Raw genomic sequence first — 19,552 nt, 5'->3', positions numbered from 1 at the left:
TGTTATATATTGAAATTAATAATAATAAAATTATTGAATTTCAGACATTGCTAATAATTCATTAATTTTATCTATTTTTTCCCATGTAAAGATATTTCTTCCAAAATGTCCATAAGAAGATGTTTTCTTATATATTGGATTTAAAAGATTTAACATTTTAATTATATTTAAAGGTCTTAAATCAAATAATTTTTGTATTAATAAAGTTAATTTTTCATTAGAAATTTTACCTGTTCCAAATGTTTCTACCATTAGAGATATAGGCTTAGAAATACCAATTACATAAGCTATTTGAATTTCACAGCGTTCTGCTAAAGAAGAGGCAACTATATTTTTTGCTATATATCTTGCTATATATGCTCCAGATCTATCTACTTTTGTAGGGTCTTTTCCTGAAAATGAACCACCACCATGACGAGCCATACCACCATATGTATCTACAATAATTTTACGTCCTGTTAATCCACAATCTCCCATTGGACCTCCAATTACAAAACGACCTGCAGGATTAATAAAAAACTTTGTATTTTTATGTAACCATTTACTAGGTAATATTGGTTTTATAATTTCTTCCATAACCGCTTCTTGTAATTTTTTATATGATATATCTTCTGAATATTGAGTAGATAAAACTACTGTTTCTATTCTTAAAATTTTATTATTTTTATATTTAAAAGTAATTTGACTTTTAGCATCGGGTCTTAACCATGGTAAAATTCCATTTTTTCTAACTTCAGATTGTTTTTGTACTAAACGATGAGCATAAGTTATAGGGGCAGGCATAAAATTTTCTGTTTCATTAGTTGCATAACCAAAAACTAATCCTTGATCACCTGCACCGTTTATTAAACCATTTTTATTAAATATTCCTTTATAAATATCTTCAGATTGTTTACCTATATTATTTAATATAGCACAAGAATTAAAATCAAATCCCATGCTAGAATCAATATATCCTATCTCTTTTATAGTTTTTCTTATAATATTTTCTATATCTACACTAGCAGTAGTAGTAATTTCACCTCCAACTAGTACCATTCCAGTTTTAATATAAGTTTCACATGCAACACGTGATGTTGTATCCTGTTTAATAATGTCATCTAATATAGCATCAGAAATTTGATCTGCCATTTTATCTGGATGTCCTTCAGATACAGATTCTGAAGTAAAAAGATATTCACTCATTATTTTTCCTTTTATAGTAATTAAAATAAAATTTAATTTTTAATTAATATTAAATTATATTTAATAAAATTTTTATTTTAAAATGACTTAATAAGTAAAAATTAAATTATTAATAATATCTTAATTAAAATAATTAATCCAATTTTTTAAAAATATAATAAATAGATTTTAATATTATTTAAGTATATATTTATTTTATATGTAAATAAAAATTTATAAATATAAATTTTTATTTTTTTAAAACTTATATTTTAAATAATATTAATAATAATTATTAGGAGTCATAATTAATGCCTTCTCGAAGAGATCTTGCTAATGCTATTCGTATATTAAGTATAGATGCTATACAAAAATCTAATTCTGGCCATCCTGGAGCACCAATGGGTATGGCTGATATAGCAGAAGTATTATGGCGTGATTATTTAAATCATAATCCTGCAAATCCTAAATGGATAAATCGTGATAGATTCATCTTATCTAATGGTCATGGTGCAATGTTAATATATAGCTTATTACATTTAACTGGTTATGATTTAACAATATCCGAATTAAAAAATTTTAGACAATTAAATTCTCAAACTCCTGGACATCCTGAATTTGGATGTACACCAAGCATAGAAACAAGCACAGGACCATTAGGTCAAGGATTAGCTAATGCTGTTGGTATGGCTATAGCTGAAAAAACATTAGCATCACAATTTAATAAGCCAAACTATGATATAATTAATCATTATACTTATGTATTTATAGGTGATGGTTGTTTAATGGAAGGTATATCTCATGAAGTATGTTCTTTAGCAGGTACATTAAAATTAAAAAAATTAATAGTATTTTATGATAATAACAATATATCTATTGATGGTAATATTAGTGGATGGTTTACTGATAATACTAAAAAAAGATTTGAATCATATGGATGGAATGTTATTCCTAATATAGATGGACATAATTATAAAGATATTCAAAAAGCAATTGATAAAGCTAAATCTTCCATAGAAGAAAAACCATTTTTATTAATATGTAATACTACTATTGCTTTTGGTTCACCTAATAAATCTGGTAAAAATATATCACATGGATCTCCATTAGGAGAAATAGAAGTTTCCTTAACTAGAAAAAAATTAAATTGGCATCATAAACCTTTTGTTATACCAAAATCAATTTATGATAAATGGAATGCAAAAGATATAGGTAATTTAAAAGAATTAAAATGGATAAATAAATTTAATGATTATTCTACAATATTTCCAGAATTATCTAAAGAATTAAAAAGAAGAATAAATAATTTATTACCTAATGATTGGATTATTAAATCAAAACAATTTATTCGAAAACTATATAAAAATCCTATTGATATATCTACTCGTCAAGCATCTCAAGAATGTTTAGAATTTTTTTCAAAAATATTACCTGAATTTTTAGGTGGTTCAGCAGATTTAGCCTCTAGTAATTTAACTTTATGTACAGAGTCTAAAGCTATAAACAAATTTACATGTGGAAATTATATTCATTATGGTGTAAGAGAATTCGGAATGGTTGCTATAGCGAACGGAATTTCTTTATATAAAGGATTTATTCCATATACAGCAACTTTTTTAACATTTTCTGATTATTGTCGTAATGCTATTCGTATGGCTGCATTAATGAAAATTAGAAATATAATGATTTATACTCATGACTCTATAGGAGTAGGAGAAGATGGACCTACTCATCAGCCAATAGAACAAATATCTAGTTTAAGATTAATTCCAAATTTAAGTATTTGGCGTCCATGTGATCAAGTAGAAACAGCTATAGCATGGAAATATGCAATTGAAAATATTCATAGTCCAACTGGACTAATATTATCTCGTCAAAATTTACCAGTACAAATTAGAAATCAAAGTAAAATACCATATATTACATATGGTGGTTATATTTTAAAAGATTGTTTAGAACAAAACCCTGATGTTATTTTAATAGCAACAGGTTCAGAAGTTTATTTAGCAGTAGAAACATATAATCAATTAACTAAATTAAAATATAAAATTAGGGTTGTTTCTATGCCTTCTACAGATGTCTTTGATAAACAAAATGAAGAATATAAAAATTATGTATTACCTAAAAAAATTAAATTAAGAATTGCAATTGAAGCAGGTCAAACTGATTTTTGGTATAAATATGTAGGTTTAAATGGAATTGTAATAGGAATAAATAAGTTTGGTTATTCTGCACCCGCTGAAAAATTATTTAAAAAATTTGGTTTTACAGTAGAAAATATTATTTTAAAAATCCAAAAAATTTTACAATATAATTAAAATAATTAATTACATAAAGGAATTATATATGTCTATATTAAGTATTTTAGATATTAATATTACAAATAAAATTTTATTAATTAGATCTGATTTTAATGTTCCTATCAATGATAAAGGTAATATAATTTCTGATATTAGAATTCGTTTGTCATTACCAACTATAAAATATGCTATAAATAAAGGAGCTAAAGTTATTATAGCTTCTCATTTAGGACGTCCTGTAGAAGGATTCTATAATCATATTTTTTCTTTAAAAAATATTAGTAAATATTTAGAAAATATTTTAAATTGTAAGATTTATTTACAAAAAGATTTTTTTAATAAATTAAACTTTAAAAAAAATGAAATAATTATGTTAGAAAATGTTCGATTTAATATAGGTGAAAAAAACAACGATAAAACATTATCTAAAAAATATGCTTCTTTATGTGACATATTTGTAATGGATGCATTTGCGACAGCACATCGTAAACATTCTTCTACTTATGGAATAATAAAATATGCAAAAAAATCTTGTGCTGGTTTATTATTAATTAATGAATTAAATAATTTAAATAAAATTTTTAAAAATCCTAAACATCCTATTGTTTCTATTGTAGGAGGATCAAAAATATCAACTAAATTTAATTTTTTAAATAAAATAGCTAAACTATCAGATAAAATTATTGTTGGTGGTGGTATAGCTAATACATTTTTAGCAATAAATAATAATATTGGTCAATCATTATATGAACCAAAAGCTTTAAATTTAGCAAAAAAATTACAAGAAAAATATAACAATTTTATTGTTCCTATAGATTGTAAAGTAGGGACATCATTTTCAAATGATACATTAGTTAAAACAAAAAAAATAAATAATATATTATCTAATGAAATAATAATGGATATAGGTAAACATACTATAAAAATTATAATAGATATTTTAAATAAAGCAAAAACCATATTATGGAATGGACCTTTAGGAGTTTTTGAATTAACTAATTTTAGTCAAGGTACAAAAGATATAGCTTATACTATTGCTAATAATAATTCTTTTTCTATTGCTGGAGGTGGAGACACATTAGCTGCAATAGAGTTATTTAATTTATTTAATAAAATTTCATATATTTCAACTGGAGGTGGATCATTTTTAAATTTTATAGAAGGCAAAAAACTACCTTCAGTATTTATGTTAGAAAAATATCATAGTATGAATACTATATAAAAAAATAAATATTAAATATTTATTTATCAATAATAAGGCAAAGTTTATATGTCTAAAATTTTAAATTATGTCAAACCAGGCGTTGTTGTTAGTCATGATGTACAAACTATATTTAAAATAGCAAAAGAAAATAAATTTGCTTTGCCTGCAATCAATTGCATAGGAACTGATTCTATAAATACAGTTTTAGAAACAGCTGCTAAAGTTAAATCTGCAGTCATTATTCAATTTTCTCTTGGTGGTGCTTCTTTTATTGCAGGTAAAGCGTTACAAATTAAAAATTCTCAATTAGCATCTGTTATAGGAGCTGTATCAGGTGCATACCATGTACATAAAATTGCTCAATATTATGGAATACCAGTAATACTTCATACAGATCATTGTGCTAGAAAAACTTTATCTTGGATAGATGCTTTATTATATGAAAACGAGAAATATTATTTATTAAATGGTAAACCTTTATTTTCTTCCCATATGATTGATTTATCAAAAGATTCTGTAAGAGATAATATTTATATATGTAGTAAATATTTTCAAAGAATGTCTAAAATGAATATAACATTAGAAATTGAATTAGGTTGTACAGGAGGCGAAGAAGATGGTTTAGATAATAGTCATTTAGAAAAAAAATCATTATATACTGATCCTAAAGATGTAAATTACGCTTATGAAAAATTAAATTCTATTAGTTCACAATTTATAATTGCAGCTTCATTTGGAAATGTACATGGCGTATATAAATCTGGAAATGTACAATTATTACCAAAAATTTTAAAATATTCACAAAATTTTATAAGTAAAAAACATAATCTTATTCATAATCCTATAAACTTTGTTTTTCACGGAGGATCTGGATCTTCTGCAAAAGAAATTAAAGAGTCTATAAATTATGGTGTAGTAAAAATGAATATTGATACAGATACTCAATGGGCAAGTTGGAAAGGAGTATTAAAATTTTATAAAGAACATAAAAAATATTTACAAAAACAATTAGGTAATCCAGAAGGTTTAAATGAACCAAATAAAAAATATTATGATCCAAGATCATGGATTAGAGCATCTCAAATATCAATGAGTAAAAGATTAGAAAGAACTTTTCAAGAATTAAATGCTATTAATACATTATAAAATAATATAACTTTTTTATAATTATTTTATATATAACAAAAATATTATTTTATTAATATATCGATAATTAATAATGAATAAATTAATTCATAAAATAGATTTTTTAAAAAATTGGATTATATATAAAAAAATGTTTATTTTTTATCAATCATTACATATGCTTACAGCAGGCTGTATTCTATTGACTGGATTATTAATAATTCGTTTATTTACAAAAATTTTATATAATATTTTTATTGTAAAAAAAATAGATCCTATTGCCATAGGATTTATTTCAAATATTCTGAAATATCTTATTACAATTTTTGTAATAGTTAGTACATTAAGTAATATGGGTGTACAAACATCATCAATAATCGCAGCTTTTGGTACAATAGGTCTAGTTATTGGTTTAGCTTGGCAAAGTGCATTGTCAAACTTAGCATCAGGATTATTAATTATTACTTTCCGTACGTTTAAAATAGGTGATTATGTAAATGTTTGTAATAATATCAGTGGTCAAGTAACTAAAGTAGAGATTTTTTCTACTCGTTTGAGAACATTTGATGGTATTATTATAGCAATACCTAATGGTAAAATATTAGCAGATAACATTACTAATCTTTCTCAATGTCATGAATATCGTAATAAAATTACTTTAGGACTTTCTAGAATATTAATAAGTGAAGATCTAAATATGATAAGAAAAATATTATTAGATACAATTTATTTAGATCAAAGAATAATTAAAAATTCTAAAATTATTATTATTTTAGATGAAATAACCAATATTTCAATTAATATTACAGTATTTTTTTGGATTAGTGATTTTCTTTACAAAAGAGAAATATGTTCTGATTTAACTAATATAATTAAACATAATTTAGAATTATATAAAAATTCATGTGTTTTATGGATTAATAATAATAATTAAAATAATATTAATAAAATATTATTTTAATTTTTAACGGTGCGAACGGGATTTGAACCCGTGACCCCCGACGTGACAGGCCGGTATTCTAACCAACTGAACTATCGCACCAATAAATAATTCTATTATAAATTATATATGCATATCGTCAATACTTTTATTTAGATTTTTTAAATTCATTCCATAAATGAAAACCACACTTTTTTTTGATAAAATCTAATTTTAACTGATGTAATTTATATTCTTCTTTAGAAGGATATATTATTAATAATTTTTTTTTTGCCAAATTTTTTTGAATATTATTAATTTTATTTATATTATTTTTTTTTGAAAATTCTAATATAAATGAATTTTGTGTGCTAGTCATTGATAAAAAAACACTAGCTAAAAGTTTAGCGTCTAATAAAGCTCCATGTATATTACGATTGCTTTTATCAATATTAAAACGTGAACATAATGAATTCAAAGAATTTCGTTTTCCAGGAAATAATTTACGAGATATTTTCAATGTATCTATTATAGAACAAATATTTTCAATATTAGGTATATTTTTTTTTAATAAAGATAGTTCATAATTTAAAAAATTAATGTCAAATTGAGCATTATGAATAATTAATTCAGAATTTTTTATATAATCTAAAAAATTATCTATGATTTCATTAAAAATAGGTTTATCATCTAAAAATTTATTAGTAATACCATGAATATTTAATGCTTCTGAACTTATAATTTTTTTAGGATTAATATATACATGGAAATTATTTCCAGTAATATGACGGTTTATTATTTCTACTCCACCTATTTCTATAATACGATGTCCTTTATAATATGGAGGATAAGAATTTATTCCTGTTGTTTCTGTATCTAAAACTATTTGACGAAAATTTAATTTCTTCATAATGTAATTAATATATTTATAAATTTTATATAGAGAATTAATATATGTACAAAAATATAAAGATTTTTACTGATGGTTCTTGTATTTACAATCCTGGACCTGGAGGATATGCTGCTATAATAAAATATTATACACATAAAAAAATTTTTACCAAAGGTTTTTTTTTTACTACAAATAATAGAATGGAATTAATGGCTTCTATTATAGCTTTAGAATCTTTAAAAGAACATTTCAATATAAATATTTTCACTGATAGTAAATATTTAGAAAAAGGAATAACAATTTGGATACATAATTGGAAAAAATACGGATGGATATGCTCTAATAAAAAACCAGTTAAAAATGTTGATTTATGGAAAAGATTAGATTTAGCATTAATTAATCATAATATTAGTTGGTATTGGATTAAAGGACACAATGGAAATATTGAAAATGAAAAATGTGATCAATTAGCTCATTTTTCTGCTAAAAATCCTCAATATCAGGATATTGAATATATAAATATGTTAAAAAAAAATAAATTTTTATTTTAATAAAAAAATTGTTGTTATTTTTAAATAAGTTGTTTAGGTTAAGTTAAGTATATTAAACAAATTATTATTTATAATTTCAGAATTAATATTCATTATATTTTTTTAAATTAAATTTTATTTTTATAGTCAATACCTGATATATTTAAAATAAACAAACTTAAAACATTCTGAATAAAAATAAAAGGATGATAAGTCATGTTAGATAACAATCGTTTACGCATAGCTATTCAAAAATCTGGTCGTTTAAGTGATGATTCTCGTGAATTATTAAAGAAATGTGGTATTAAAATTAATTTACAACAACAAAGGTTAATAGCTTTTGCAGAAAATATGCCGATTGATATCTTAATGGTACGTGATGATGATATACCAGGGTTAATAATGGAAAGAGTTGTAGATTTAGGAATTATAGGACAAAATGTTCTAGAAGAAGAAGTTTTAACTCGTAATTCTAGAGGAGAAAACGCTCATTATTTAACATTACGTAGATTAGATTTTGGTATTTGTAGATTATCAATAGCAATACCAATTGATAAAAATTATACAGGTCTTAAATATTTACACAATACATGTATTGCTACATCATATCCTAATTTATTAAAAAGATATCTTGATAATTATGGAATAAAATTTAAATCTTATATGTTAAATGGATCAGTAGAATTAGCACCTAGAGTAGGTTTAGCAGATGCTATATGTGATTTAGTTTCTACTGGTGCTACATTAGAAGCAAATGGTGTTAAAGAAGTAGAAATAATATATATTTCCAAAGCATGTCTTATACAACGATATGGAAATATAATAAATATTAAACAAAAATTAATAAATAAATTGTTGACCCGTATTAAAGGAGTAATTAAAGCTAGGGAATCAAAATATATTATGTTACATGCACCTAATGATAAATTAAAAGATATAATTGCTTTATTACCAGGAGCAGAACATCCAACAATATTACCTTTAGCTGGAGAAAATAATAAAGTTGCTATGCATATGGTAAGTAGTGAAACATTATTTTGGGAAACCATGGAAAAATTAAAATTACTTGGTGCTAGCTCAATTTTAGTTTTACCTATTGAAAAAATGATGGAGTAAAAAATGAATTTCTTTAAAAATATTATTTATTGGGATTTATGTGACACTAAAAAACAAAAAAAAATATTAACTAGACCAGTAATGTTCTTAGATAAAAAAATACAAACAGAAGTAACAAATATTATACATAAAGTTAAACAAGAAGGAGATAGTGCTTTAGAATATTATAATTTATTATTTGATAATATTAAAGTACAAAAATTAGAAATACCAATTGAAAAAATTAATAATGCCAAATTAAATCTTAAACAAGACATTAAAAATGCAATTAATAGTGCTTATTATAATATACATAAATTTCATTCTTATCAAAAATATAAAACTAAAAGAATAGAAACTACATCTGGAGTATATTGTCAAGAAATTTTTAGACCTATTAATTCCATAGGTTTATATATTCCTGGAGGAACAGCACCTTTGTTTTCTACAGTATTAATGTTAGGTATCCCAGCACAATTAGCATTATGTAAAAATATTATAATGTGTACTCCAGCACCTATATCTAATGAAATATTATATACTGCTAATTTATGTAAAATAAAAAAAATTTTTCAAATTGGTGGTGCTCAAGCTATTGCAGCTATGGCTTTTGGAACAAATTCTATACCAAAAGTAAATAAAATTTTTGGCCCAGGAAATTCATTTGTTACTGAAGCTAAAAAACAAATTAGTTATCAAAAAGAAAATATAAAAAATGTATCTATAGATATGCCAGCTGGTCCATCTGAATTAATGATAATAGCTGATAAATTTGCATATTCTCACTTTATTGTAGCTGATTTAATTTCTCAAGCAGAACATGGAGTAGATTCTCAAGTTATTTTACTTACTCCAGAAGAAAAAATTGCTAAAGAAGTAATTAATGGAATTAATAGTCAAATTATAAATTTACCTAGAAAAAATATAATACAACAATCTCTTAGTAAGAGTTATATTATAATTACAAAAGATATCAATCAATGTATAGAAATATCAAATAAATATTCTCCTGAACATTTAATGATTCAATGTCATAAATATGAAAAAATATTACCTAATATTATAAATGCAGGATCAATATTTTTAGGTAATTGGGCACCAGAATCAGTTGGAGATTATGCATCAGGAACTAACCATGTATTACCTACATATGGATATGCTTTAACTTATTCTAGTTTAGGAGTTTCTGATTTTCAAAAAAGAATGACAGTTCAAGAACTAACACCACAAGGATTATTAAATATATCTAATACAGTTGAAATTATGTCAAAAACAGAAAAATTAATAGGTCATAAAAATTCAGTTACTTTAAGAAGTACATTTATTAAAAAAAAATTACTTTCAGAAAAAAATTATAAAAATAATATAAGTAAAATAGTTAGAAAAAGTATTCTTAATTTCATACCTTATCAATCAGCAAGACTATTAGATAATAGTAGATTTGATCATATTTTATTAAATGCTAATGAATCTCCAATAACACCTGTTTTTAAACTTATTAAAAATACATTTAATAGATATCCAGAACCTCAACCAAAAAGATTAATTAAAAATTATAGTAATTATTGTGGAATAAACATTACTAATATTTTAGTAAGTCGTGGTGCAGATGAAGGAATAGATTTACTAATTCGTGCATTTTGTAATCATAAAAATGATAAAATACTATTTTGTCCACCTACATATGGTATGTATTGTATAAGTGCAAAAATTTTAGGCATTAAATATAATTCTGTTAAAAGTTTAGAAAATTGGCAGTTAGATTTATACACAATAAAAAAAACATTAGATAATGTTAAAATTATTTATATATGTAATCCTAATAATCCTACAGGAAATTTGATTAATCAAAATGATATTATTGAATTATTGGAAATTACACAAGACAAATCTATTATTGTTATTGATGAAGCATACATAGAATTTTGTATAAATCATACGATGGTACATTTAATAGAAAAATATCCTAACTTAGTTATTTTGAGAACTTTATCTAAAGCATTTTCTTTAGCTGGACTACGTTGTGGATTTGTTTTAGCTAATGAAGAAATTATTAATTTATTATTAAAAATAATTGCTCCTTATCCTGTTCCAGAACCTATATCAGATATAGCAGTACAAGCATTAAACCGTAAAAACTTAATTTTAATGCATAATAATGTTAATAAATTAATGAATAATAAAATATGGTTAATTAAAAATTTAAAAAAATGTCATGTTGTGAAAAATATATTTCATAGTCAAACTAATTATATTTTAACTAAATTTTTTAATTCTAATTACATTTTTAAAATATTATCACAAAAAGGAATAATAGTAAGAAATCAAGATCATCAAATAGGATTATCTAATTGTTTAAGAATTTCTGTAGGTACTGATTACGAGTCAACAAGATTAATTTCTATTTTACAAGAATTATCTTCTTATTAGAAGGAAATATAAAAATGCTTAATAAAGTATTATTTATTGATAGAGATGGAACTTTAATTTCAGAACCTAAGGATAATCATCAAATAGATCATATTAATAAATTAATTTTTGAGCCAAATGTTATTTTTACATTATTACAATTAATAAAATTTTCTTATTCATTAGTAATGATTACAAATCAAAATGGATTAGGATCAAAAAATTTTCCTAAAAAATCTTTTGATATTCCTCATAATTTTATGATTAAAATTTTTAAATCTCAAGGTATAGAATTTAAAAATATTTTTATATGTCCACATTATCTTAATGATAATTGTATATGTAGAAAACCTAAAATAACTATGTTAAAATCATATTTAAATAATACCTTAGATAAAAAAAATAGTTATGTAATAGGAGATCGTTCAACTGATATGGAATTATCTAGAAATATAGGAATACAAGGAATTTTATATAATAAAAAAAAATATAATTGGAACTATATTTTATTAAAATTAACAAAAAATAATAGACATGCGATAGTTAAAAAAATTACAAATGAAACTTCAGTTGTAGTAGAATTATGGTTAGATAAAAAAGGTAAAAGTTCTATTAATACTGGAATTAATTTTTTTAATCATATGTTAGAACAAATAGCTATACATGGAGATTTTGTTTTAAATATTAGTGTAAAAGGAGATTTACATATTGATGATCATCATACTATAGAAGATACTGCATTAACATTAGGTTCAGCTTTATTAAAAGCTTTAGATCACAAAAAAGGAATTAATAGATTTGGTTTTGTACTACCGATGGATGACTCATTAGCTGAATGTGCTATTGATCTTTCTGGTCGACCTTATCTACAATATTATGCTACATTTAATCATAATAAAATTAGTGATTTTAGTACTGAAATGGTTAAACATTTTTTTTATTCTTTATCATATTCTATGTTATGTAACATATATTTAAAAGTTAAAGGAGAAAATGATCATCATAAAATTGAAAGTTTATTCAAATCTTTTGGTAAATCACTTAAACAAGCAATTAATATTATTAATGATAAAATTCCTAGTTCTAAAGGAATATTATAATGAATATTATTATTATAAATACATCATGTGGAAATTTTTTTTCTTTAAAATCTACTATTAAAAAAATTGGTTTTTACTCAAAAATTACCAATAATCCAGATAGCATCTTGAATGCTGATAAAATTTTTTTACCAGGAGTAGGATCAATTAAATCAGCAATGACTAAATTAAAAAATGATAATTTACTAAATATTCTTAAAAGTTGTAAAAAAGATATATTAGGAATTTGTTTAGGAATGCAATTATTAGGAAAATATAGTCAAGAAAATAAAGGAGTTTATACTTTAGGAATATTTGATGTACAAGTAAATTTAATAAAAGACAAATTTTTACCCATCCCCCATATGGGATGGAATACTGTTAATTATATTAATAATCAACCATTATTTAAAAATATTAAACAAAATTCTTATTTTTATTTTGCTCATAGTTATGCAATGAATATTAATGATTATACAATTGCTTATAGCAATTATGTACAGTTATTTAGTTCTGTTATCCAAAAAAATAATTTTTTTGGAGTACAATTCCATCCAGAACGTTCTGGAATTAATGGTATCCGATTAATTAAAAATTTTTTAGAAATGTAAATATATGATAATTCCAGCAATAGATTTAATACATGGTAAAGTTGTAAGATTGTTACAAGGAAAGTTTGATTGTAAACATGAATATTTTTTTGATCCTTTATTTTATATAAATAAATATATTAATGATGGTGCAAAAAAAATACATCTAGTTGATTTAGATGGTGCTAAAAATCCTCAAAAAAAACAAATAAATTTATTTAAAAATATATTAACTAATATTAAAATACCATTACAAATAGGTGGAGGAATTAGGAAACAAAAAGACATTGATTTTTTATTTAATTTAACACCTATATCACAAGTTGTTATAGGATCGTCTGCAATTCAAAATTTTGAAACAGTAAAAAAATGGTTTCAAATATATAATCCTGCTAAAATTATTTTAGCTTTTGATATAAAAATTGATATTAATAAACAAAAAATATTATTTATTAATGGATGGCAAAATAATAGTGATATAAATTTAGAATTAATAATAGAAAAATTTATTGATATTGGATTAAAAAATGTATTATGTACTGATATCTCTAAAGATGGGACACTATTGGGTCCTAATATAGAATTATATTCTGATATTACTAAAAAATATCCTGAAATATCTTTTCAAGCATCTGGTGGTATTCATTCTTTAAATGATATAAAAATTTTAAAAAATAATAATGTAAAAGATATTATTATAGGTAAAGCATTTCTAGAAAATAAATTTACTTTTAAAGAGGCTAATTCATGTTGGCAAAAAGAATCATTCCATGTTTAGATGTTTATAATGGAAAAGTAGTTAAAGGAGTAAATTTTAAAAATCATAAAGTTATTGGAGATATTTTAACTTTAGCTAAAAAATATTCTCAAGATGGTGCAGATGAATTAGTATTTTATGACATTACAGCTTCCATTCAAAATAGATCTATTAATAAAAAATGGATATCACAAATTGCAAAAATTATTAATATACCATTTTGTGTTGCAGGAGGAATTAAATCAATAGATGATGCATCAAAAATATTGTTTTTAGGAGCTGAAAAAATATCTATTAATTCTCCTGCGTTAGATAATCCAAATTTAATTACTCAATTATCTAAATATTTTGGTAAGCAATGTGTAGTTATAGGAATTGATTCTTGGTATAATGCAAATAAAAAAAAATATTATGTTTATAAATATACAGGAGATGAAAATTATACTCAAATTACTCATTGGGAAACATCTGAATGGATTAAAACAGTTCAGGATTTAGGAGCTGGAGAAATTGTATTAAATATGATGAATGAAGATGGTGTATTAAATGGTTATGATTTAATTCAATTAAAAAAAATGAGAAAAATATGTAAAATACCTTTAATAGCTTCAGGAGGTGCAGGATGTAAAAATCATTTTTATCAAATATTTCATAAAAACATTAATGTTGATGGAGCATTAGCAGCTTCTGTATTTCATAAAAATATAATTAATATTAAAATTTTAAAAAAATTTCTATTGAAAAAAAATATAGAGATAAGAATATGAATTTCGATACAAATAAATTAAATCAATTAAATTGGACTAAAACAAATGGATTAATACCAGTTATTATACAACATAAAGTTTCTGGTCAAATCTTAATGCATGGTTTTGTTAATAAAGAATCTTTACAAAAAACCCTAAAAATTAAAAAAGTTACTTTCTTTTCTCGAGTAAAAAATCGTTTATGGACAAAAGGAGAAAAAACAGGAAACTTTCTTTATGTTAAAAACATTATTGCAGATTGTGATAAAGATAGTTTACTAATTTTAGTAGATCCTATAGGTAAAACTTGTCATTTAAATACTAATAGTTGTTTTAAAAATACTAAGATACCCAGATTTACCTTTTTATATTTTTTAGAAAATTTATTAGAAGAACATAAAAAAAAGAAATTTAATAATTCTTATACTTACAGTTTATATAAAAAAGGAATAAAAAGAATATCTCAAAAAGTTGGTGAAGAAGCTATAGAAACTATATTAGCTGCTAATTATGATAATCCTAAAGAAATTATTGATGAAACATCTGATTTAATATATCATTTATTAGTTTTATTAAAAAATAGAAACATAAATTTTAGTGATATTTTAAAAAATTTACAAAATAGAAATAAAGAAAAATAATAAAAAATTTTCATTTAGAAAAATTTAAAATATTTATTAATTAATAATATATATATACTATAGTATATATCTACTAATATCTTCATTTAAAATTAATGTATCTAAATGTTTACTAACATAATACTTATCAATAGTAATTGATTTATTATTATATTCACTAGCATCATAAGAAATATCAGACATTAAATGTTCTAAAACAGTATGTAATCTTCTAGCTCCTATATTCTCTGTAGTTTCATTTACCTTCCAAGCAGATTCAGCTATACGCTTAATGCCATCTTTAGTAAAAATAATATTTACTTTTTCAGTAGCTAATAATGCTTTATATTGAACTGTTATAGATGCATTTGGTTCTGTTAAAATTCTTTCAAAATCATGTATAGTTAATGCTTTTAATTCTACTCTAATAGGTAATCTACCTTGTAATTCAGGAATTAGATCTGAAGGTTTAGATAGTTGAAAAGATCCTGAAGCAATAAATAATATATGATCTGTCTTTACCATTCCATGTTTTGTTGATACTGTACATCCTTCAACTAAAGGTAATAAATCTCGTTGTACACCCTCTCTTGAAATATCAGAGGATATATTATTATTTCTTCTACAAATTTTATCTATTTCATCTAAAAAAACAATACCATGTTGTTCTACTGCATCTATTGCTCTATGTTTTATTTCTTCATTATTAACTAATTTATTTGCTTCTTCTTCTATTAATAATCTAATAGCATTTTTAATTGTTAATTTACGTTTTTTTTGTTTGTTACCGCTAAAATTTTGAAATAATGATTGTAATTGATTAGTCATTTCTTCCATTCCTGGTGGAGCCATTATTTCTATTCCCATAGGAGTAGTAGATAAATTAATCTCAATTTCTTGATTGTCTAGTTCACCATTTCTTAATTTTTTTCGTAATTGTTGTCTATTAGATAATAAGTTATTATTATTTTCTTTATTCCAATTAATTTTATAATTAGGTATAAGCACATCAAGAATACGTTCTTCAGCCATTTCTTTAGCTCTATAACAATTTTTTTTAAATTCTTGTATACGAATCATTTTAATAGCAAAATCTGTTAAATCTCGAATAATAGAATCTACTTCTTTCCCAACATAACCAACTTCAGTAAATTTTGTTGCTTCAACTTTAATAAAAGGTGCATTAGCTAATTTTGCTAAACGACGAGCAATTTCTGTTTTTCCAACACCAGTTGGTCCTATCATTAAAATATTTTTAGGAGTTACTTCTTGTCTTAAATTTTCATCCAATTGCATACGTCGCCAACGATTTCTTAATGCTATAGCAACTGCTTTTTTTGCACTATCTTGACCTATAATGAATTTATTTAATTCATCAACAATTTCACGTGGAGTCATTTCGGACATAATAAATATTTACCTCATGATTATTTAGATAATAATTTTTCAATAGTAAAATTATGATTAGTATAGATACAAATATCTCCTGCTATATTTAATGATTTTTTTACTATATCGTATGCACTTAAATTAGTATTATCAAATAAAGCTCTTGCGGATGCTTGTGCATATGGACCACCAGAACCTATTGTAACTATATTATTTTCAGGTTGAACAACATCCCCACTTCCTGTTATTATTAATGAAGTCATTTTATCTGCAATAACTAATAATGCTTCTAACTTACGAAGTAAACGATCTGTTCTCCAATCTTTTGCTAATTCTACAGCTGATTTTGTTAAATTACCTTGATACATTTCTAATTTTTGTTCAAATAATTCAAATAAAGTAAAAGCATCAGCAGTTCCTCCTGCAAAACCAGCTATTACTTTATCATTATATAATTTACGAATTTTTTTAACATTTCCCTTCATTATAATATTTCCAAGGGTAGCTTGTCCATCACCACCAATAACAACATATCCATTTCTTCTTACACTAACAATAGTTGTCATAAATTATCTTTAATTATTTTTTTAAGAATTTTATAAGAATAATATATTATATTAAATTTTTAAAAAATAATTTTAATTTTATATTAAAACATAAAAATATATTAATAAATCTTAATATTATTAATTTATAAAATTAATAACTTATTATTAAATAATTATATAAATATTTTTTTTAACTTAAAAATTAAAATTGTTATTTTAAATAAACGATAATTATTATATCATAAATTTTATTTAAAACAATAATTTTATATTATCAGACAATTATAAATAGTAATTAATAATGTATAAAAATATTTTAGCTATTGATACTACTAATAAATATTGTTCTGTAACATTATTTAAAAAAAAAAATATTTTTAATATAAAAAAGTATTGTCCTAATAAACATACAAAATATATATTATTAATAATAAATGATATTTTAAAAAATTCAAAAATGATGTTATCAGATATTAATTTGTTAGTTTATAATTCAGGACCAGGAAATTTTTCTAGTATGAGAGTAGGTATTACAGTTATTGAAGGATTATCGTATTCTTTGAATATTGATAAAATTGGATTATCACATTTAATGATGATAGCAGAACAAGCATGGATAGAAACAAAAATTAAAAATATTATAACAACAATTAAATACAATAAAACAAATATTTATTTTGCTTTATATAAAAAAAATAAAAAAGGGTTATGGATTGGGAAAAAAAGTGAATGTATAATAAATAATTGTGATTTAATTAAAAAATTATTACAATTAAAGGGGAAATGGATATTGGTTTCTGATATTAATAATTATATAAAATTTAATGAAATACATTTATTAAATAAAAATTTACAACTACAACTAATAAAAGATGTATCTATATCATCTAAATCTATTATTAATATTATTAAAAATTTAACTTTAAATAATAAAAAAATATATAATAATATTAATTATATTAATAATATTTTTTAAATTATAAATTTAAAAATTAAATTTTTAAATAATATTTATATATTATAATCTTAATTATAAAAATAAAATTTACTAATTTAATGATAAAATTTAAATTTAAATTTTAACTTATAATAATTATATAAAAAAGCTTATATTATGAATGATTCATTAAAATTAGATTTATTATCTTATAGATTTAGAGGATTTTATCCTGTTGTTATTGATATAGAAACTTCAGGTTTTAATCCAAAAAATAATGCTATATTAGAAATAGGTTTAATAACTCTGAAAATGAATAATGGATGGTTAGAAAAAAATGAAATTTTACATTTTCATATTATACCATTTAAAGGTTCATATATATCTCCTGATGCTTTAGCTTTTAATAAAATTAATATAAATTCTCCTTTAAGAGGAGCTGTAAGTGAAAATATAGCATTTACTATTATATTTAAAAAAGTTTATAATGAATTAAAAAAAAATAAATGTAAAAAAGCAGTAGTTGTAGGTCATAATGTTAGTTTCGATCATAGTTTTATTATGGAAGCTTCAAAACGTATTAAAACAGAATGGAAAAATCCATTTCATAACTTTGTTACTTTTGATACAACATCTATGAGTAGTTTATTATTAGGACAAACTGTATTAGCTAAATCTTGTCATGCTTTAGGTATATCTTTTGATAATAATCAAGCACATTCAGCATTATATGACACAGATCGTACAGCTGAATTATTTTGTAAATTAGTAAATAAATGGAAAAAAATAGGGGGTTGGCCACCTATAAAATAAAAAAAATTTATAATTATTGAATTTATTTAATAAAATTTTTTTTTAAAATATTATCTAATTCTTTATTACAATACATATTATATATAATATCATAACCTCCTATTAATTCTCCATTAATCCATAATTGTGGAAAAGTTGGCCAATTAGCATATTTAGGCAAATATTTTCTTATATCTGGATTATTTAAAACGTCAATATAAATAAATTTTATATTATATGATATTAAAATGTTTACAGTTTTATCTGAAAATCCACATTTTGGGTTCTTAGGTGATCCTTTCATATATAAAATAATAGGATTATCAGATATTTGTTTCTTAATTTTTTCAAATATTTTCATATAAAAATATACTCTATATTGGTTTTTTAAAATTATATTGTATTTAAAACTAAATCTAAATAACATATCCATTGTATTATAAAATTTATAAATAT

The 19,552-nt window shown here is 22.5% G+C and carries 19 protein-coding genes, 1 tRNA gene and 1 pseudogene; 15 read left to right on the top strand and 6 right to left on the bottom strand.

Going from position 1 to position 19,552, the window contains the following annotated elements:
• Positions 1 to 30: 30 nt before the first annotated feature.
• Entirely contained in the window at positions 31 to 1,185 is a 1,155-nt protein-coding gene (gene metK, locus GJT80_RS00720; protein WP_168867488.1) for a methionine adenosyltransferase, read from the bottom strand.
• Positions 1,186 to 1,475: 290 nt separating this feature from the next.
• Here metK and tkt point away from each other — a divergent pair, with 290 nt between their 5' ends.
• The 4 genes from tkt (at position 1,476) to GJT80_RS00700 (ending at position 6,727) form a co-directional block, all read left to right on the top strand.
• Positions 1,476 to 3,482 carry a transketolase gene (tkt, locus tag GJT80_RS00715; protein WP_168867487.1) on the top strand — a complete coding sequence of 669 codons (2,007 nt, stop codon included), beginning with the start codon at positions 1,476 to 1,478 and terminating at the stop codon, positions 3,480 to 3,482.
• A 28-nt stretch (positions 3,483 to 3,510) separates the two neighbouring features.
• Entirely contained in the window at positions 3,511 to 4,686 is a 1,176-nt protein-coding gene (locus tag GJT80_RS00710) for a phosphoglycerate kinase (RefSeq protein WP_168867486.1), read from the top strand.
• 48 nt (positions 4,687 to 4,734) lie between these two features.
• Positions 4,735 to 5,814: a class II fructose-bisphosphate aldolase gene (gene fbaA / locus GJT80_RS00705; protein WP_168867485.1), complete on the top strand. Its 1,080-nt coding sequence runs from the start codon at positions 4,735 to 4,737 to the stop codon at positions 5,812 to 5,814.
• A 73-nt stretch (positions 5,815 to 5,887) separates the two neighbouring features.
• Entirely contained in the window at positions 5,888 to 6,727 is an 840-nt protein-coding gene (locus GJT80_RS00700; RefSeq protein WP_168867484.1) for a mechanosensitive ion channel domain-containing protein, read from the top strand.
• A gap of 34 nt (positions 6,728 to 6,761) precedes the next feature.
• Here GJT80_RS00700 and GJT80_RS00695 read toward each other — a convergent pair.
• Both GJT80_RS00695 and dnaQ read right to left on the bottom strand, forming a co-directional pair.
• A tRNA-Asp gene (locus tag GJT80_RS00695) sits at positions 6,762 to 6,835 on the bottom strand.
• Between the two features lie 46 nt (positions 6,836 to 6,881).
• Positions 6,882 to 7,622, bottom strand: coding sequence for a DNA polymerase III subunit epsilon (dnaQ, locus tag GJT80_RS00690; protein ID WP_168867483.1), 741 nt, complete (start codon positions 7,620 to 7,622; stop codon positions 6,882 to 6,884).
• A gap of 44 nt (positions 7,623 to 7,666) precedes the next feature.
• On the opposite strand from dnaQ, the gene rnhA reads away from it, so the two are divergent.
• The 9 genes and pseudogenes from rnhA to hisIE all read left to right on the top strand — a co-directional run bounded on the left by rnhA (position 7,667) and on the right by hisIE (position 15,451).
• Entirely contained in the window at positions 7,667 to 8,155 is a 489-nt protein-coding gene (gene rnhA, locus GJT80_RS00685; RefSeq protein WP_168867482.1) for a ribonuclease HI, read from the top strand.
• A 195-nt stretch (positions 8,156 to 8,350) separates the two neighbouring features.
• Entirely contained in the window at positions 8,351 to 9,250 is a 900-nt protein-coding gene (hisG, locus tag GJT80_RS00680) for an ATP phosphoribosyltransferase (protein ID WP_168867481.1), read from the top strand.
• A 3-nt stretch (positions 9,251 to 9,253) separates the two neighbouring features.
• Positions 9,254 to 10,567: pseudogene (gene hisD, locus GJT80_RS02485) on the top strand (histidinol dehydrogenase); the annotation flags it as partial.
• Complete coding sequence (gene hisC / locus GJT80_RS02480; RefSeq protein WP_246208522.1) at positions 10,553 to 11,659, top strand: histidinol-phosphate transaminase; 1,107 nt, start codon at positions 10,553 to 10,555, stop codon at positions 11,657 to 11,659. The pseudogene hisD and the gene hisC, both read left to right, overlap by 15 nt.
• A 14-nt stretch (positions 11,660 to 11,673) precedes the next feature.
• Complete coding sequence (gene hisB / locus GJT80_RS00670; protein WP_168867480.1) at positions 11,674 to 12,738, top strand: bifunctional histidinol-phosphatase/imidazoleglycerol-phosphate dehydratase HisB; 1,065 nt, start codon at positions 11,674 to 11,676, stop codon at positions 12,736 to 12,738.
• On the top strand, positions 12,738 to 13,328 hold the full coding sequence (hisH, locus tag GJT80_RS00665) for an imidazole glycerol phosphate synthase subunit HisH (RefSeq protein WP_168867479.1): 591 nt from the start codon (positions 12,738 to 12,740) through the stop codon (positions 13,326 to 13,328). Before hisB ends, hisH begins: the two co-directional genes overlap by 1 nt.
• Positions 13,329 to 13,332: 4 nt before the next feature.
• Positions 13,333 to 14,085, top strand: coding sequence for a 1-(5-phosphoribosyl)-5-[(5-phosphoribosylamino)methylideneamino]imidazole-4-carboxamide isomerase (gene hisA / locus GJT80_RS00660; protein ID WP_168867478.1), 753 nt, complete (start codon positions 13,333 to 13,335; stop codon positions 14,083 to 14,085).
• Positions 14,055 to 14,831 (top strand): imidazole glycerol phosphate synthase subunit HisF, encoded by a 777-nt coding sequence (gene hisF / locus GJT80_RS00655; protein ID WP_168867477.1) that lies wholly within the window; start codon positions 14,055 to 14,057, stop codon positions 14,829 to 14,831. The genes hisA and hisF overlap by 31 nt, the downstream gene beginning before the upstream one ends.
• Positions 14,828 to 15,451: a bifunctional phosphoribosyl-AMP cyclohydrolase/phosphoribosyl-ATP diphosphatase HisIE gene (hisIE, locus tag GJT80_RS00650; RefSeq protein ID WP_168867476.1), complete on the top strand. Its 624-nt coding sequence runs from the start codon at positions 14,828 to 14,830 to the stop codon at positions 15,449 to 15,451. Before hisF ends, hisIE begins: the two co-directional genes overlap by 4 nt.
• 57 nt (positions 15,452 to 15,508) lie before the next feature.
• Here hisIE and hslU read toward each other — a convergent pair whose 3' ends face one another.
• A complete protein-coding gene (gene hslU / locus GJT80_RS00645) occupies positions 15,509 to 16,837 on the bottom strand; it encodes an ATP-dependent protease ATPase subunit HslU (RefSeq protein ID WP_168867475.1) in 1,329 nt (442 codons plus the stop codon).
• 20 nt (positions 16,838 to 16,857) lie between these two features.
• On the bottom strand, positions 16,858 to 17,385 hold the full coding sequence (hslV, locus tag GJT80_RS00640) for an ATP-dependent protease subunit HslV (RefSeq protein WP_168867474.1): 528 nt from the start codon (positions 17,383 to 17,385) through the stop codon (positions 16,858 to 16,860).
• A 283-nt stretch (positions 17,386 to 17,668) separates the two neighbouring features.
• Here hslV and tsaB point away from each other — a divergent pair, with 283 nt between their 5' ends.
• Positions 17,669 to 18,343: a tRNA (adenosine(37)-N6)-threonylcarbamoyltransferase complex dimerization subunit type 1 TsaB gene (gene tsaB, locus GJT80_RS00635; RefSeq protein WP_168867473.1), complete on the top strand. Its 675-nt coding sequence runs from the start codon at positions 17,669 to 17,671 to the stop codon at positions 18,341 to 18,343.
• A 138-nt stretch (positions 18,344 to 18,481) separates the two neighbouring features.
• Positions 18,482 to 19,117, top strand: coding sequence for a ribonuclease T (gene rnt, locus GJT80_RS00630; protein ID WP_168867472.1), 636 nt, complete (start codon positions 18,482 to 18,484; stop codon positions 19,115 to 19,117).
• Positions 19,118 to 19,139: 22 nt separating this feature from the next.
• Here rnt and grxD read toward each other — a convergent pair whose 3' ends face one another.
• Complete coding sequence (gene grxD / locus GJT80_RS00625; RefSeq protein ID WP_168867471.1) at positions 19,140 to 19,457, bottom strand: Grx4 family monothiol glutaredoxin; 318 nt, start codon at positions 19,455 to 19,457, stop codon at positions 19,140 to 19,142.
• Between the last annotated feature and the right edge of the window lie 95 nt (positions 19,458 to 19,552).

This window comes from Enterobacteriaceae endosymbiont of Plateumaris braccata, from assembly GCF_012563325.1.
GTDB lineage: Bacteria > Pseudomonadota > Gammaproteobacteria > Enterobacterales > Enterobacteriaceae.
The sequence above is the reverse complement of the archived record's forward strand: the minus strand, read 5'-3'. Positions and strand labels throughout refer to the sequence as shown.